This is a genomic window from Rhodanobacter caeni (assembly GCF_039523575.1).
GTDB lineage: Bacteria > Pseudomonadota > Gammaproteobacteria > Xanthomonadales > Rhodanobacteraceae > Rhodanobacter > Rhodanobacter caeni.
The window spans coordinates 217427-233095 of sequence record NZ_BAAAFO010000003.1; the positions used below are offsets into that span (position 1 = coordinate 217427).

Consider the following 15669-nt stretch of genomic DNA (forward strand, 5'->3'; position numbering starts at 1 on the left):
ACCCCTCCCACGGCAACCGCCATGGATGACTGTTTCGTGGAATGGCCGCGAGCGTCAGCTGCAAGGCGAGCTCGCCGCACCGCCTGGCGTCCAGCGCCAACGGATGGCCACGGCCGGCTGGGAGTCTCGCATAGCGTTGCCGCCAATCGGCCCTCGCCGCGAATGAATACGTATGCAACCGGTGGGCGTTCGACGTGGGGCCATGGACTCGTCTTTGATGCATCGCGCCGTGGCGACCGGGATCGAGCGCGCGATGTCGCAATGCATGCCTGCCAGCTTGCTTCCCCGGCAGTACCGGGCACGGACAAGCGGGCTCGTGGGGTCGCAAGAGCGCGCTTGAACGAAAGAGCGCTACCAACGATAGCCGAGCGTGGCCAAGCCGCTGTAATGGCGTGCACGGGATCCGAATTGGCCGTCGAACCGGGCGCCGATCGACAGATTCCCGGTCAGCCGCATGTCTGCGCCGGCGGAAAGCAACGCGAGATCCTTCACCGGCGGCTCCCCGCCCACCCGGAAGCTGGAAAACTCGGCCGCCTCGAACGCGGCGCCCAGATCAGGGTTGGACGACCATTGATGCACCCATGCGGCGCGCAGGCTGATGGCCAGGGAGCGAGGCCCGCGGAGGTCGAACATGCGCTCGAACGCGACGCCTTCTTCCATCCGATAGTTGTCGGTCGACCGTCGCAGAAAGCGCAATGCGGCCACCGGCGCATGCTGGTCCGGCGCCTCGTCGAAAGCGGGCGTGACGAAGTTTGCGAACTGCATCGCCACATACGGGGTGATGCCGAGGCTTGCCGTGTCCAGACGCACGCCGGTCTCCATCCTCGCCCCCCAACTCGTGGCTCGGAACCATGCCTTATGGCTGGCGCCGATCAGCGACAGCGTGCGGGTCGTCGCGTAGTCAAACCTTCCCGTCGACGCCGCCCCCGCGAGATAGAACGACCCCACCTGCGTCGTGCCATAGACGCCGAACTGATGGTCGTCGCTGTTGCCCATCGTGCCGCTGCCTGTCGTGAAGCGGGTGGCCGCTTTGGCCAAGCCGACCCCGAACATCGTGCCCGGCTCGTTGCGATAGTCAAAGCCGATGGCCATCCCATGATCGGCTACGGACAGCTCACCCGGGCCTGCGCTCTGCCTCGCTGGCGTGCGGCTGGAACCACCGAAGTCGCGTCCCCAGACACGCCAGCCCTGCTCATCCCCCTGGCTCTGCTGCGCTGCCAACGGCACGCTCCCGCGCGAGCGTACGGAGCTGCCGGGGAGATCGAGCAGGTGTGTCATGAACTCGGTCGACGCCTCGGCGCCAACGTTCGAAAGCTCGGAAAGCGAGGCGCCACTCACGTTGAAGTACGCCTGATCGAGATCGGCCGTGCTCTGCAGGGCGAGCAGTCTGGGCATCAACCTCCTGAAGGAGGTGCGCCCCGTGGCCTGGGCCTGACCAATGATCCTGCCGATGGCCGCACCGTCGCGCGTGAGTCCACCGGGGCTGAAATCCACCTTGGTTGCCAACCCGACCTTGCCATCCGCGCTGCTGATTCCGTACTTGACCACGGCGCTCTGGCCGGCGAGCTCAAGTCCCGAAATGTCCAGGTTCCCGGCCGCACTCAGGACGGTCTTGAGCAGGGTGCCTGGCCTGGTCATTTCGGCATTGAGCAGGGCCGGTCGCAGCGTGCCGGACAATGTGGCGGACCCGCTGACATCGAAGCTGTCCGCGGTGTCGGTGGCCTGATCCATCCGGACGATCAGTGATGCACGGTCGGCCTGTGCCAGTGAGCCATTGATCACCGTCCGCCCGGTTTGCGTGCCGGCATGCCCGAGCGTACCTGCGTTGTGCAGGCTCCCTCCCCCGAGGTCGAGCGATGCGCCGGCGAGGATGGTGCCGCCGGCGGCGTTCTGCAGAATGTTTGCGCCGCCCTGGGCAAGGCTGATCGATCCCAGCAACGTGCCGGTGTTGTTCACCGTGGTGTCGCCGGACAGGGCCCGGATCGCCATGCCGGTGCCGTTGATGGTGGCGAGCGTGCCGGCATTGTCGATCCGGGTCAGCGGGCTGTCCGACTGGATTGCCGCTCCGCCGTCGCCTCCGACGATCGAGGCGCCCTCCCCTACCTTGATGACCGGGTCCGTACTCGACATCGTCTTGATGGCAGCGGCGTTGGTGCCGCTCGTCCTGATGCTGATATGCGGCGCGACGTTGACGTAGACCACGCCGCTGCGGCCGTTGCCACGGCTTGTGCGCAGGTTCACGGTGGTGCCGTCCATGACCAGCCCGCCGCCACCGGCGACCGATTGCGCGACGACGCCGTCGGCTCCGCCGCCGGTGGTGGTGATCGGCGCATTCACATTGACGGTCACGTCCGATGCGTTCCCGCCGCCCCACAGGAGCGTGGTCGGAACGCGATTGCCGAAGGAAAGCACCGCGCCGCCGCCGCCGCCGACGCTCTGCGCCAGGATGCCGACCGCATTGGTGCCACTGGTGGCGATGGGGGCGTTGCTGGTCACCGTGACCGCGCCGGCGTCCGAGCCGTTCTCCGAGCCGCCCAGCGTTGCCGTCCCGGTCGTTGCCGCCAGACCGCCGCCGCCGCCGATGCTCTGCGCGACGATGCCGATGGAGGTGGTGCCGGAGGTGGTGATGGCGTCGTAGCTATTGACGACGACGCTGCCGCCGTCGCCATTGTGCCGGCCGCCAAGGATCACATTGGCAGGGCGCCCGGTGCTCATGCCGCCGCCACCGGCGATGCTCTGCGCGACGATGCCATGCGACATCAGCGTGTCGGTCGTGATGCTGCCATAGGACTTGACGGTGACGTTGGCGGCGGCCTGTCCGCCCTTGCCGCCCATCGCGCCCATGCCGATCGTGGCATTGGCGGACAGCCATGCGTTGGGATCGAACCCCACAATGCCGCCGCCCGCGCTGATGCTCTGGGCGACGATGCCGGTCGAGCCGTTGCCGCGGGTGTGGATGTCGGCGACGCTGCTGACCGCGACGGCGCCGCTGATGGCCCAGCCGCCCTTGTTGTCGCTGTCGGCTTCCCCCAGGTGGGCGTTGATGCGCAAAGTGGACGCGCCATCAACGTCCAGCGCGGCAATGCCGCCACCGCCGCCGATCGACTGCGCGGCGATGCCGAAGGAATTGACGCCGCGGGTGTCGATGACCGCCTTGCCGACATACACGCCGACCGCGCCGCCTTCGTTGTGGCCATGGGCAACGCCGCCGAGGCTGGCGTCCACGGCGATGTATTTGCTGCCCATCAGGCCGCTCGTGGCATAGGTCGCCAAGCCACCGCCGCCGCCAATGGACTGGGCCAGTATGGCGCTGGCATTTTGCCCTACGGTGGAAACGACCGACGACGTGTGATCCGCGCCCGTGCCCATGATGACCGTGACTGCGCCGGCATGGCCGCTGGCTCCGGCACTGGTGGCGCCGAGCGTGTAGCGCGCCGCGCCATTGTCGTTATTGCCGCTCGCGCGGATGTTGTCGAAGCTCGCCACCCCGCCACCGCCACCGATCGACTGGGCCAGCAGCCCGGTCGCCTGATTGCCGGTGGTCGCAATTCTCCCGGTTTCGGCCATCGGCGCAACCTCGGCACCCGAAAGCGGAGCCGAGGTCCGGCCTTCCCTGTAGCCATTGGTGATGTACTGGCGCGTCGCGCCGGCCAGGTCGCCACCATAGGCCTTTTCGATATCGGAATAGTTCGCCAGGTATTGGCCAGCGTTGAACAGGTTGGTGTAGCGCTCTTGCTGGATGCGACTGATGAAATGCTGGGTGTTTTTCGTGGCGTCGGTACCGTTTGCCTTGAGCAGGTCGGACCAGCTTGCCGCATAGGTGTTGGCGTCGAAGGACGCATTCACCGTCACCGTGCCGCCATTGCCGATGGTGTTTCCACCGGCACCGAGCGTCATGTTGGATTCGGCCCAGCCGGTGCTCGCGCTTGATTGCACCACGCCAGCCACGCCGCCGCCCCCGCCGATCGACTGCGCCACCAGACCCATCGCAGCCACACCCTGGGTCGCGATGGTCGCGAAATTGGTGACGCTGACCGTGCTGCCGTCCTGGTCGTGCGCGCCGCCGCTGGCGCCCAGCATCTGATATGTCCTGCCGATCCCGCCGCCCGCCGTGGTTGCGCTCGACGATTGCGCCAGGCCGCCGCCGCCACCCACTGACTGCGCCAGCACGCCGTAGGACAGGCTCCCCTGGGTCGAGATGGCCGAACCCATGGCCAGGCTGGCCTGCACGCTTGCGCCCTTGCCACCAGAATTGCCGACATTGCCGAGGCCGAGGTTGGCGGCGAAGGTGCCGCTATCGGCATGGGTCATGCCCGACAGGGTCGTCCCGCCGCCGCCGCCGACCGACTGGGCGATCAGCGCCGTGGCCATGTCGCCCCGCGTGGCGATCGCCGCACCTATCGAGGCCTTGGCATCGCCGCCATGGCCGCCGCCACTTGAGCCAGCGGCCCCCAACGAAGCTGCCATCGCGTATCCGTTCGAGGTCGTTGCCGTGGCCGTGTAGCGGTTCGCATTCGTCGCGGCCTGGCTATGGTCGCCGGTCGAACCCGCGCGCTTGGCGCTGGCCACCGAGATCGCGACCCCACCGCCACCGCCGACCGATTGCGTCATCGCGCCGATGGCGGTGTCTCCATCGGTCGCGACGCTGCCGCCGAGCACGCCCGTGCACGCGCCCGAGTCCGACAGCGCGCCGCAGACGGTCGCTGATCCGCCATCGCCACGCGCATTGCCCGAATTGCCGAGATTGAAGGTCGCCGTGGCGCTGCGGCCCTGACCGGCCATGCTTGCGGTAGCGCCGATATTGCCGCCCCCGCTGCCGATGGACTGCGCCAATATCCCCATCGAGCCGGCGCCATGCGTGGCCAGCATCCCGTTCTGCCCCACGCTGACGCCGCGCGCACTGCCGCCACCGTTGCGATAGCCGCGAGCCTTGAGGGTTGCGTGATATGTCTGGCCGGAACTGCTGCTGGTGGCAAAGCCGCTGGTGCCGCCCCCGCCACCGATGGATTGGGCGACGATGCCCGCCGACAGGTCTCCGCCGGTGTCGATGTCGGCGGCATTGTCCACCTGGGCCGTGCCCGGCGTGGTGTCCTGATTACTGCCATTGGACGCGCCGACGGTCGCGGTCAGGGTCTTCGATCCCGAATCCGAAGCGGTGAAGCCGCCAAAGCCGCCCGAGCCGCCAATCGACTGCGCCATGATCGCAGGGGCCAGCTTGCCGTCGGTCTTCAACAGCGTGCCCGCTTCCGTGATGGCGCTGACATTTCCCGCCCGGCCATTGCCGCCGCCGTCGCCGCCCAGCGCCACGCTGGCCTGGGCCTCCCCGCCGATGCCGGCAGAGAACGCCCAGCCGCCGGTGCCACCGCTGCCGCCGAGCGACTGCGCCAGCATGCCCGCGGACTGGTCGCCGCTCGTGCGGATGGCGCCCGGGCCATGCAGGCCCAGCGCGACATTGCTGCCCTTGCCACCCGCGCCACCACCGCCGCCCACGGCGGCCGCCACCGAAAAGCCGAGCGATCCGGCGCCCGCGACGGCAAATCCGCCGGTACCCCCATTGCCGCCCATGCTCTGGCCGATCATGCCGGAGGACATCGGTCCGGCGACGGTAATGTCGGACCAGTCGTCAAGCGTCACCGCGTTTGCATTGCCGCCATTGCCGCCGCCACCGCCGACCGCGACGCTGGCCGCGCCATCGAGCGCCAGCGCGCCGGCCGCGGCGAATCCGCCGGTGCCGCCACCACCACCGATCGATTGGCCAAGGATGCCGGGCGCATTGCCGGCATAGCCGTTGCGCGGCGCGATCACATTGATGGCGCCCATGTTGCGGATCAACACCTTGCCGCCGGTGCCGCCGCTGCCACCTGCGCCGCCGGCACCCACGGCAATCGCACCGGAGCCGGCAAGGCCGAGCGCCATCGCACCGCCGCCGTTGCCGCCGCCACCGCCAATCGACTGCGCCAGCACGGCCGCCGCGCCGCCGCCCCTGGTGGTCAGCGCACCATAATTGTAGACATTGACATTGTTGCCATCGTTGCCGCTTCCGCCGCTGCCGCCGATGGCGATGCCTGCGGCCGCGCCGGTTTCGGACAGTGCCAGCGAGCCGGCGAGCGCAAAGCCGCCCTGACCGCCACCGCCACCGATCGACTGGGCAAGAATGGCGCTGGAGTTGTAGCCGGTGGTGGTGATGGCGCCGCTGCCATAGCTCGGGCTGTTCTTCGAGGACTGGTTGTAGACAGTGACCCAGTTGCCCTTGCCGCCGGAGCCGCCGCTGCCGCCGAGCGACAGCCCGACCGATGCCTGCAGCGAGGCCGCCAACGTGATGGCCGCGCCACCCTGGCCACCGCCGCCGCCGACCGATTGCGCCAGCAGGCCCGGTGAATTGTCCCCCGCCGTACCGATGTCGCCGCCGGGGTTGAAGGCCGTGACATTGCCGCCGCCATTGCCGGTGCCGCCGCTGCCGCCCAGCGCCAGGCCGAGTGCGGCCGTGCCGCCGGCCGCGACGCTGATCGACGCGCCGCCACTGCCGCCACCGCCGCCGACCGACTGCGCGAGCAGGCCGGCGGCGCTTTGCCCCAGCGTCGAGATGCCACTGCCATTCGTGCTGGCGAACACGTCGCCGCCCGTGCCGCCGTCGCCGCCGCTGCCGCCGAAGGACAGCGACATCGCGCCGGTCATGCCCGCCGCCAGCGAGATGGCATAGCCGCCATTGCCGCCGCCACCGCCGATCGACTGCGCAAGGATGCCGGGCGATTCATCACCCGCCGTGGCGATCGTCGCGCCGGGCTGGACCGCATCCGCATGCATGAAGTCGCCAAGCATGTTGCAGACATGCGACGTCGCGCCGACGCCATAGGCGCCGCAGTTGACGGCAATGTAACCGCCGTCGCCGCCGCTGCCGCCCGATCCGCCGGTCGAGACGGAGACCGCCCCGCCCACAACCGCTGCCGCCATCGACAGTGCGCCGCCGCCGGATCCGCCGCCACCACCGACCGACTGCGCGAAAATGCCGGCCGAATTGATCTCCGCGGTGGCGACATTCCCCAGGTTGGTCACGGCGATGCCGCCGCCATCGCCGCCACTGCCGCCGCTGCCCCCGGTCGCATGGGCCGAACCGCCGAAGACGCTTTTCGACTTCGCCTGGGCAAAGCCGCCAAGGCCGCCGCCACCGCCGACCGACTGCGCGAAAATCCCGGCCGCGCCGCCGGCCGTGTGGTTGTCCGGGGTCAAGGCCTTGGAGAGACAGGCCCCGCCAGTGCAGATCGCGTTGCTGTTGTAGACCTGCACCATGCCGCCGGAACCGCCGCCGCCCCCGCTGCCGCCAATCGCGGTGGTCGATCCACCGCTGCCAAAGGCCATCCCGCCCTTGCCGCCACCGCCGCCCACCGACTGTGCGAACACGCCGTGGGAGGCCGTGTCGAAGACGCTGATGGTCCCCGAATTGACGACCTGGACATTGTTGCCATTGCCGGCCAGGCCACCCGCCGCGCCCAGCGCGTGCAGGCCGGCATCGGCCCCCGCATCTCCGCCACCGCCGCCTACCGACTGCGCCGCCACCCCGGCCATGCCGCTGGCATTGCAACCGTATTTGTTCTCGTCGGTGCATCCGGGCAGTCCTGCCGTCCCGATCGTGATCGCGCCGTGGTTCGTGAGCGTGATCGCGCCGCCATTGCCGCCGCCGCCGCCGGCACCGCCATAGCCCTTGACGGTTGTGCCGGCATCGCCACCAAAGCCGCCGATGCTCTGCGCCACGACCCCGATGCCGCCAGCCGTGTGGATCGCCGCATTGTTGGTGATCTTCACCCAGCCACCGGCACCACCGGATGCGCCGCTGCCGCCCGATGCGTGTGAATCGCTGTTATGGACGAAACCGCCTTCGCCACCGGCACCTCCGGCGCTTTGTGCCACGATGCCCGCCGCCGTGGCGCTGCCCAGCGTGCTGCTTGTGCCGGTGATGTCCAGAGCAAGATTGTTGACGATGGCAATCTGGCCGCCATTGCCACCCACGCCGCCATCGCCTCCGGTTCTCTTCTTGTACCGTGCGTCGCCACCGGTGCCGCCATTGCCGCCATGGCTGTAGGCGATGATCGCGCTGTTGCCGACCTTGTAGCCGCCTTTGGGTGCATCCTCGCCAGCGTTCATCGTCAACGAGACATTGCCGCCGGCCCCGCCCGCGCCGCCCCTCGCGCCGTTGTCATTGCAACCGTTGTCAACCCAATCGCTGCCGCCATCGCCGCCATCGCCGCCGGCGCTGCCAACCACCACGATGTCGCCATTGAAGATCGTCTGCGGGTCACCGGGCGCATAGGTCAACGCGCCCTGACCGCCTGCGGCAGGTACGGCCGCGCCGCGCGCGCCGGTTCCGCCGGGGCTGGGGGTTCCGCATTGGTCAGCCGGGATGCTGAGGCCATCGGCACCGTCGGCGCCCTGTGTCCGTTCGACGTGGAACTGGTTCGGGCCGTACGTCACATAGGTTTGCGCCTGCACACCTCCGGCCGGCAAAAGCACGGCCGGGCCCAGTACCAGGGTGATAGCGAGCAATCGCGGTCCACCCAGAAAGGCTGCCGCCATGTTCGACCATGGAGCGAGCACCCGCGCAGGGGCGCCATCCCGCGCGGTGCCGACGCTGACGGCATCGGCGCCGCCGGAGGGCAGCGGATTGAGGTGGTCGGGAGCATCGCACAGCATTGGATGGGGTCCCCTCTTCCCTTGCCTTCCGGGCAGCCGACCGCCAATCGCCTGGGCGGAAGTGATCGGCGGACAACCTCGGTGGTTGCGTGACCGCACGGGCAACACCGCACGCGCGCTGCAGGCGGTGCTACGCAATTTGCGTGCCACGCCCGACGATTCGTCGCCCAGGCGACCTGGACCCGCGCTGGCTCCCTTCGAACGCTTCATGCGGATGCGCGCCGCGGCCTGTCCTGCCACAAACCTGCCGCCCAATGGCCTCAGCAGGCTTCCCGCAGTTCCGACACCACGGCACAACCTGACAATTATGGTCGGGGCATTACCTTCAGCCGGCAGGACATGCGCAGGCGCGGCACGCGGCGCTGCGGATGTGCCTGTTCATCCTTGGCGAGCCGGCGCCTGCCGGGTACTGCCAACGAGCTGCCAGCGGTTTGCGTTTGAAGTGTCTGCTCGACGGGGGAGCTCGCGACCTGCTCTCCGGCCTCAAACACGAGCCTGGTGCGGATCAACGCGGCTCCATCCAGCCGAGGCCGCCAACGCAAAGCGTCTTGACGACTTTTCGGTGCGCCATGAGTAGTGCATTGTCGACCCTGGTAAGCCTGCACCTGGCTTGAAACGCAGCACGCACCGATTGTGCCGGGTCGTTTCGCCATGGGGCAGCAGGCTGCTGCCCTATGGTTTTTGACTGGTGGCGATTCACCGGAGCGCATCCACGCGCATCCATCGTGATCGGCCCGCTCCCGACCATCCATGGCGGGCCCGGGAGGTTGAGACAGTCACGACCGCTCAGCGCATCTCCAGTTTCAGTGCCTTGGCAATCGACTCCCATGGCACGTACTTGTAGTTCTGGTTTTGCGAGGGCAGGACATTGCGGCCGTCTTGCGCCACCATGGCGCCGTGCTCGAAGCCGGGGCCCAGGTTGCGGCTGCTGACGTCGAGGCCGTCGGTTTCGGAGATGCCATCGATGCCGCGCGCACCGTCGGCCACCACCGCGAACGAGCCCAGGTAGGCGTGATCGCCGTCGCGGCGGTAGACGGCGTACGTGTCGTTGCCCTGGCTGGAAACCACCACATAGCCACGGCCATTGCCCAGGTCGTAGATGCCCATGCCTTCGATGTCATCCTTGATCGCGGGATTGCTTTCCACGCGGTCGACCGCCGTCATCGCGCTGCCGCCGTCCGGTTCCGCATCCATCTTCCACAGCGCCACGTCTTCCTCGCCCACGAACAGTGCGCCGCCGATGTCGTCAGCCACGCAGCCCTCGGCCTGGCTGGGGATCTTGAACTCGCGCACCTGCGTGGTACGCACCTTGCCATTGCCCGCATCGAGCAGTTCCCACTGCCGCATCAGGCCATCGCCGCTGTTGATGAAGACGTACGTCTTGTGGCTTTTCGCGCTGCGGTACATGCACAGGCCGTAGGGATCGTCCAGCCCGGTCGGCTGCACGCCGTCGGCCACGTTGACGAGCCGGCGCGCGTCGCCGTCGAGCCGGTAGATCGCGATGGATTTGTGGGTGCGATCGCTGGCGGTCACCAGGGTGATCTTTTTGCCGCCCAGGGCGAAATCGTCGCGCAGGTCCGTGTTGTTCATCTTGCCATCGGGCAGGAACTGCAACAGATCACCCTGCATGTCGTACAGCACCATGCCGGCCTTCTTGTCGGTGGCCACCACCAGGCTTTTGGCTGGATCCGTCGGGTGGGCCCAGATGGCCGGGTCGTCGGCCGCATCGCCGTAGCTGCTGACAGGGCGTGTTTCCACAAGGGCGGTCACCGTGGCGATGGCGGGCTTCGGCGCGTTGCGCGGGTCCTGCGGCGTGCCCGGCGGAAGCTTCAGCGCGCTGGCCACGTCGGCCATCGATACCAGCTTGTAGTTGCTGCCGCCATCCTCGTCGCCAATCAGCAGCACGCCATGCGGAAAGCCGCTACCAAGCGCGGCACTGGTGGCAAACAGTGGCCCGAGATCGGCCACGGTGTTCTTCTTGTCGCCGGCGCTGACGCTGAAACTGCCCAGGAACGCGTGGTCGTGGGCGCGATCGTAGACATTGATGCGCCCCTCGGAAGTGTTCGATACCAGCAGCCACTGGCTGCCCTCGCCGCCGTCGTACAACGCGACGCCTTCGTTCTCCTCGCCCAGATGGCCCAGCCGCGGCGCGTCCACCAGGGTGGCGGCGAGGTCTGCCTCCGGATTGCCGTTCAGATGCCAGACGCCCACCGTCTGCTCGTTGATATAGACATCGCCAGCACTGTTGGCGGTGCACTGCTTCAGCTTGGAGGGCAGGTTGATGCGGCGCACCTGGCGCGCATCCAGCTTGCCGTCGGCGTTGGCGTAGATCATCTGTTGATCCACCTCGCCGCCGTCACCGATCACGAAGGCGTAAAAGGCGTTGTCCAGCCGGCTGCGATAGAGGCAAACGCCCTCGACAGCAAAGTCCAGCGGAATGGCGCGGGCGCCGGCTTCGACGGGAGTGCCACCGTGCATGGTGAACAGCCGCAGGTTGTTGCCGCTGGATTCGACCGCGGCCAGGATCGTTGTGGGTTTGCCGTTGAGCGAAAAGCCATAGCCCACATCCACCCCCGCCGCCTCGGCCGCAGGGGTGCTGCGCTGGCTTGCGCCGTCCATGCCGAACACTTGCAGCCCGCCCAGCGCCGCGGCCGCAACGACGTGCGCCTGACCGTCGGCACTGGCCACCACGACAGCCGCATTGGCCTTGCCGCTGCTGGTCGGCTGCGTCTGCACGCGCGCAGGGACGGTCGCTGTCCCCGCGACTGGAGCGCTCCGCGTTTCGCCGCCGCAACCCGCGGCGCCGAGCGCGAAGGTTGCCACCAAACCGTAAAGAAACATTGTTTTCATCCCCAACTCCTCGCTGTCGGCCATGCCCGTGCGCGGCCGTCTGCCCAACCATACGGGAGAAGATCGCCATTTGCACGAAAAATTCCAAAGGTGTTGCAAATTAGAAAATTTATTCGTAATCTACGTTTGCCAGATGCTTCGCCATGGGGGCGCAGTCGAAGATGGCACGTCTTCGGGGGTAGATGATCCATGACCACTTTTCGCCGAAATGCGTTGTACGCGGCCCTGCTTTTGAGCGGCTGCGTGCTCGCCATACCCGGCTTCGCTCAGGACGCCGGCGCCGGAACCACGGCCAGCGACAACGAGCAAGCCGCAGCCACAGACGATAAAAAAACCATCGACCTGCAGGGCATGGTCGTGACGGGCAACATCCAGTACCGCAGCCACATCGACATTCCCGCGCCGGTGCTGGTGTACGACCAGCAGTTCTTCGCCAAATTCGAGCCGGTATCCGTCGGCGACCAGTTGCGTCGCGTTCCGGGCGTCGCGTTTGTTGGCGACGTGGGCGAATCCGTGGCGCCGGAAATGCGCGGCCTGGGCAACGGCTACACCCAGATCCTGATCAACGGCCGCTCGGTGCCCGGGATTGGCAACGATCGCTCCGTGGCAGTGGATCGCATCCCGGCAGAAATCATCGATCGGATCGAAATCGTGCGTTCTCCCTCGGCAGACTTCGATAGCCAGGGCGTGGGCGGCACCATCAACATCATCCTGAAGGATGGCGCCACCTTGCCACCGGGCGTCATTGCCCGCGTCGGCGAAACCTGGGACAAGAAAAGCGGCACGTTCCGCCCCAATGCATCCATTTCCTGGTCGGGTGGCAACGACGCCAAGAACCTCTTCTATTCGGTGACGGTGGACGCGCAGAAGCGCTTCAACGAGAAGCACGCGGTGCAGGAAGTGGTGGACGCCGACACCGTGGGTTTTGCCGACGTCGTGGCGGCACATGGCAATGGCCATACCTTGCAGAGTTGGGACAATCGCAGCAAGTCCCGCGCAACCTCGCGCGAAGAGCAGGGGGATGTCCGCGAATCCAGGGATCTCTCGTTCAATGGCGACCTGACCTGGTTGATCTCCGACGCCAGCAGCCTGCGTTTCGACGGTTTCGCCATGCAGACGCGTCGCCACGAGCGCGAAAACACCTTCATCTACGAGGGAGACGGCACCGTTGGCGGCCTCGATCTTGACAACCCCGAACGCAAATTCGAGTCGACGCCGATCGACGAGGACAGCTACGGCTTGTCCGCCGTATTCGATACCGCGATCAACGATCAAACCGACTTCGAAGCCTACCTGGGCCGCAACGCCACCAAAGGCAGCACCACCAAGCACTATTTCAAGGACACGCCCGATACCAAGGACAAGATCAAGGGCACGGTGGCCGACGACAAGAACTGGGCGGCCGACGTCAAGCTCACGCGCCGCATGCCCGACTTCGCCAAATCCCTGGGGATTTACGGTGCAACGCTGAAAGTCGGCGTGCAACTCAAAAACAAGGATCGCCTGTACACGGACGCGCAGATATCGGGCCTGAGCAAGGCCAAGCAGAAGGGCACGACCGGGCAGTTCCAGTACACCGAGAACCGCTTCGACACCTTCGCCATGGTGGATTGGGAGTTGTCGCGCAACGTCACCCTCACGACAGGTGTGCGTGGTGAGAAAACACGAACCGCCCAGGACTATGTCAGCACCGAAACCGTCAACGGCGCGCAGGTGGGACAGACCACCGGCGGGGCCGACAGCCGTGAGTTCATGCTCAATCCTTCGGCCCATCTTCAGTGGAAGCTGAGCGACGCCGACCAGCTACGTTTCAGCGTCGCGCGTACCGTGCGCCGTCCCAGCGTAGATCAACTGGTACCGTCGGTCAGCCTGGAATCGCCCGGCGACTACGATGTGACGATCGGCAACCCGAACCTGAAGATGGAGCATTCGCTCGGTTTCGACTTGGGGTTCGAGCACAACATCGGCAAGAGCGGTATCGTCGGCGTCAACCTTTTCCAGCGCAACATCTCCGATCTCATCGGCATGGTGCGCACCACCCGTCCGGTTACCGACGCCGGCCAGGACCCGGCTGATTTCCCGGGCGGCCTCTACAGTTTCGAGAACATCGGCACGGCCAGGGTTCGTGGCGCCGAGTTCGACCTTTCCATGCCGTTGACGGTGCTGGGGATGGACAACACCGGCATCTTCGGCAACTACACGCGGTTGTTCTCCAAGCGCCTCAATCCGATCACCGGCCGCGACACGACCATCGACGACCAGCCGTCGTACGTCTACAACGTGGGCATCACCCAGGAAATCCCTGCGTGGAAGGCCAGCTTCGGCGCCAGCTACCAGAAGCAGGGCGCCGCTTACCAGCACAACTCACCGGGAGAGACGCAAAGCACGATGTATGGCGGCAACCTGGAATTGTTCCTGGAGAAGCGCATCGGCAAGGCCTACGTGGTTCGCCTGACCGGCAACAACCTGCTCGATTCGTGCAGCCAGCAGCTCGAGCAGGATTTCGCAGGCGACGACGCCAGCGAGATGATGGCCAACAACAAGGCGTACAACGTCGACTTCATGGAACTGGAGCGCGAATGCTCCTCGCCACGATGGTCGCTAACGTTCCGCGCCGTCTTCTGAACTTACCGTCCCCACGGTGGCTGGCGGCGGTCCCTCGGGATCGCCGCTTTTTTCTGCATCCATCGCGAACGAGGTCACGGCAACCAGCCGTTGGCCCTGATCCACGAGGAACCCAACCATGCTCAAGACACATCCGGTGCTGCCTGCCCTGCTGGCAGGCGCCTTCGTGCTGGCAGCGGGCGCATGCACGCGTCCGCATGAAACGGCTCCCGCTGCCTCCGCGCACGCCAGTTCCGCGCCCAACGTCGCGCCCACCGTTGCGCCCAGCGGGTTGCGGCTGGAGCGCGTGGTCATGTTGATGCGCCATGGCGTGCGCCCGCCCACCAAGCCGCAGGTCACCCCGCCAGGGACCAATGATCAACCGTGGCCCAAATGGACCACGGATTTCGGCGAGTTGACCGCACACGGTTACGACGCCGTGCGCCTGCTCGGCAAGTGGGACCGTGCCAACTGGGCGGCGCGTGGCCTGCTGCCCGCCACGGGTTGTCCGCCAGTGGCCGACGTGGATGTGGCGGCGAGTTCCAAATCGCGCACCCAGGCGACGGCGCGTGCGCTGCTGGAGGGGCTTGCACCGGGCTGCCACATCGACGTTTCGTTCCCCGCCGACAAGCACGACGACGTGCTGTTCCACCCGCTGGAAACCGGCGCGATGGCGATCGACGCCGACGAAGCCATGCGCGCCGTGGAGGCCGTGATGCCGCCCGGCGGCATGGCCGCGGAAGTGAAGGCCAACGCGCCGCTCTTCGACTTGCTCAACCACGCACTGGGCTGCACGCCCGGCGCCGCGTGCGATATCTCGACCATGCCGGCCGGCCTGGTGCGCAACGAGAACGATCGCCCGGATGTGGGCGACCCGTTCGGCATCGCCTCCACCGCCAGCCAGACCTTCCTGCTGGAATATCTCGAAGGCATGCCGATGAAGGATGTCGCCTGGGGCCGCCTCGATCGCGAACAGATCGCCACCCTGCTCGAGTTCCATCCGATCAAGTACCGCTATGAAGGCCGCGTGCCCTACGTTGCCGATCGTGCTGCCTCGCCGCTGGCCGCGCGCATGCTCGCCGCCGTGGAGCATGGCCCCAAGCTCACGTTGCTGGTGGGTCACGACACCAACATCGCCGACCTGGGCGGCATGCTCGACCTGCACTGGCAGGTGCCCGGCTATCCGCGCGACGATCCGCCGCCTGCCGGTGCGATCGGTTTCGAGGTCCTGGCCGATGCGGCCGGCGAGCAGTTCGTGCGTGCGTTCTACCGCTCGCAGACGATGGACCAGGTGCGCGAGCTGCAGAAGCTGGATGAAGGCAACCCGCCGTCCTACGAATATCTGTCGATCCCGGGTTGCGACCAGCGCTGCCCCATCGCAGATTTCGAGCGGATCGTGGGCGCCAGGCTGATCGAACCGCTGCGTGCGCCAGCGGCGAAGTGAGCGTTTTACCGGGGCGGTATCTCCGCCCCGGTGGATTCATGGATCTTCCGGCAGGTCCTGTTCGCCAACCAGCCGGTAATGGCGAC

Annotated in this window: 4 protein-coding genes; 2 read left to right on the forward strand and 2 right to left on the reverse strand. The window is 67.0% G+C overall.

Annotated features, from left to right (window positions below):
* Positions 1-351 precede the first annotated feature (351 nt).
* On the reverse strand, positions 352-8685 hold the full coding sequence (locus tag ABD017_RS09605) for a hypothetical protein (protein WP_343882537.1): 8334 nt from the start codon (positions 8683-8685) through the stop codon (positions 352-354).
* Positions 8686-9471: 786 nt separating this feature from the next.
* Positions 9472-11559: a phytase gene (locus ABD017_RS09610; protein ID WP_343882538.1), complete on the reverse strand. Its 2088-nt coding sequence runs from the start codon at positions 11557-11559 to the stop codon at positions 9472-9474.
* Positions 11560-11724: 165 nt separating this feature from the next.
* Here ABD017_RS09610 and ABD017_RS09615 point away from each other — a divergent pair, with 165 nt between their 5' ends.
* Positions 11725-14160 (forward strand): TonB-dependent receptor plug domain-containing protein, encoded by a 2436-nt coding sequence (locus tag ABD017_RS09615; protein ID WP_343882539.1) that lies wholly within the window; start codon positions 11725-11727, stop codon positions 14158-14160.
* A gap of 118 nt (positions 14161-14278) precedes the next feature.
* Positions 14279-15583, forward strand: coding sequence for a histidine-type phosphatase (locus tag ABD017_RS09620; RefSeq protein ID WP_343882540.1), 1305 nt, complete (start codon positions 14279-14281; stop codon positions 15581-15583).
* Positions 15584-15669: the final 86 nt, after the last annotated feature.

What these genes read in the sequence shown, in the direction of transcription:
- ABD017_RS09605 (WP_343882537.1), bottom strand. Translation starts at nt 8,685, where the DNA reads ATGCTGTGCGATGCTCCCGACCACCTCAATCCGCTGCCCTCCGGCGGC.
- ABD017_RS09610 (WP_343882538.1), bottom strand. Translation starts at nt 11,559, where the DNA reads ATGGCCGACAGCGAGGAGTTGGGGATGAAAACAATGTTTCTTTACGGT.
- ABD017_RS09615 (WP_343882539.1), top strand. Translation starts at nt 11,725, where the DNA reads ATGACCACTTTTCGCCGAAATGCGTTGTACGCGGCCCTGCTTTTGAGC.
- ABD017_RS09620 (WP_343882540.1), top strand. Translation starts at nt 14,279, where the DNA reads ATGCTCAAGACACATCCGGTGCTGCCTGCCCTGCTGGCAGGCGCCTTC.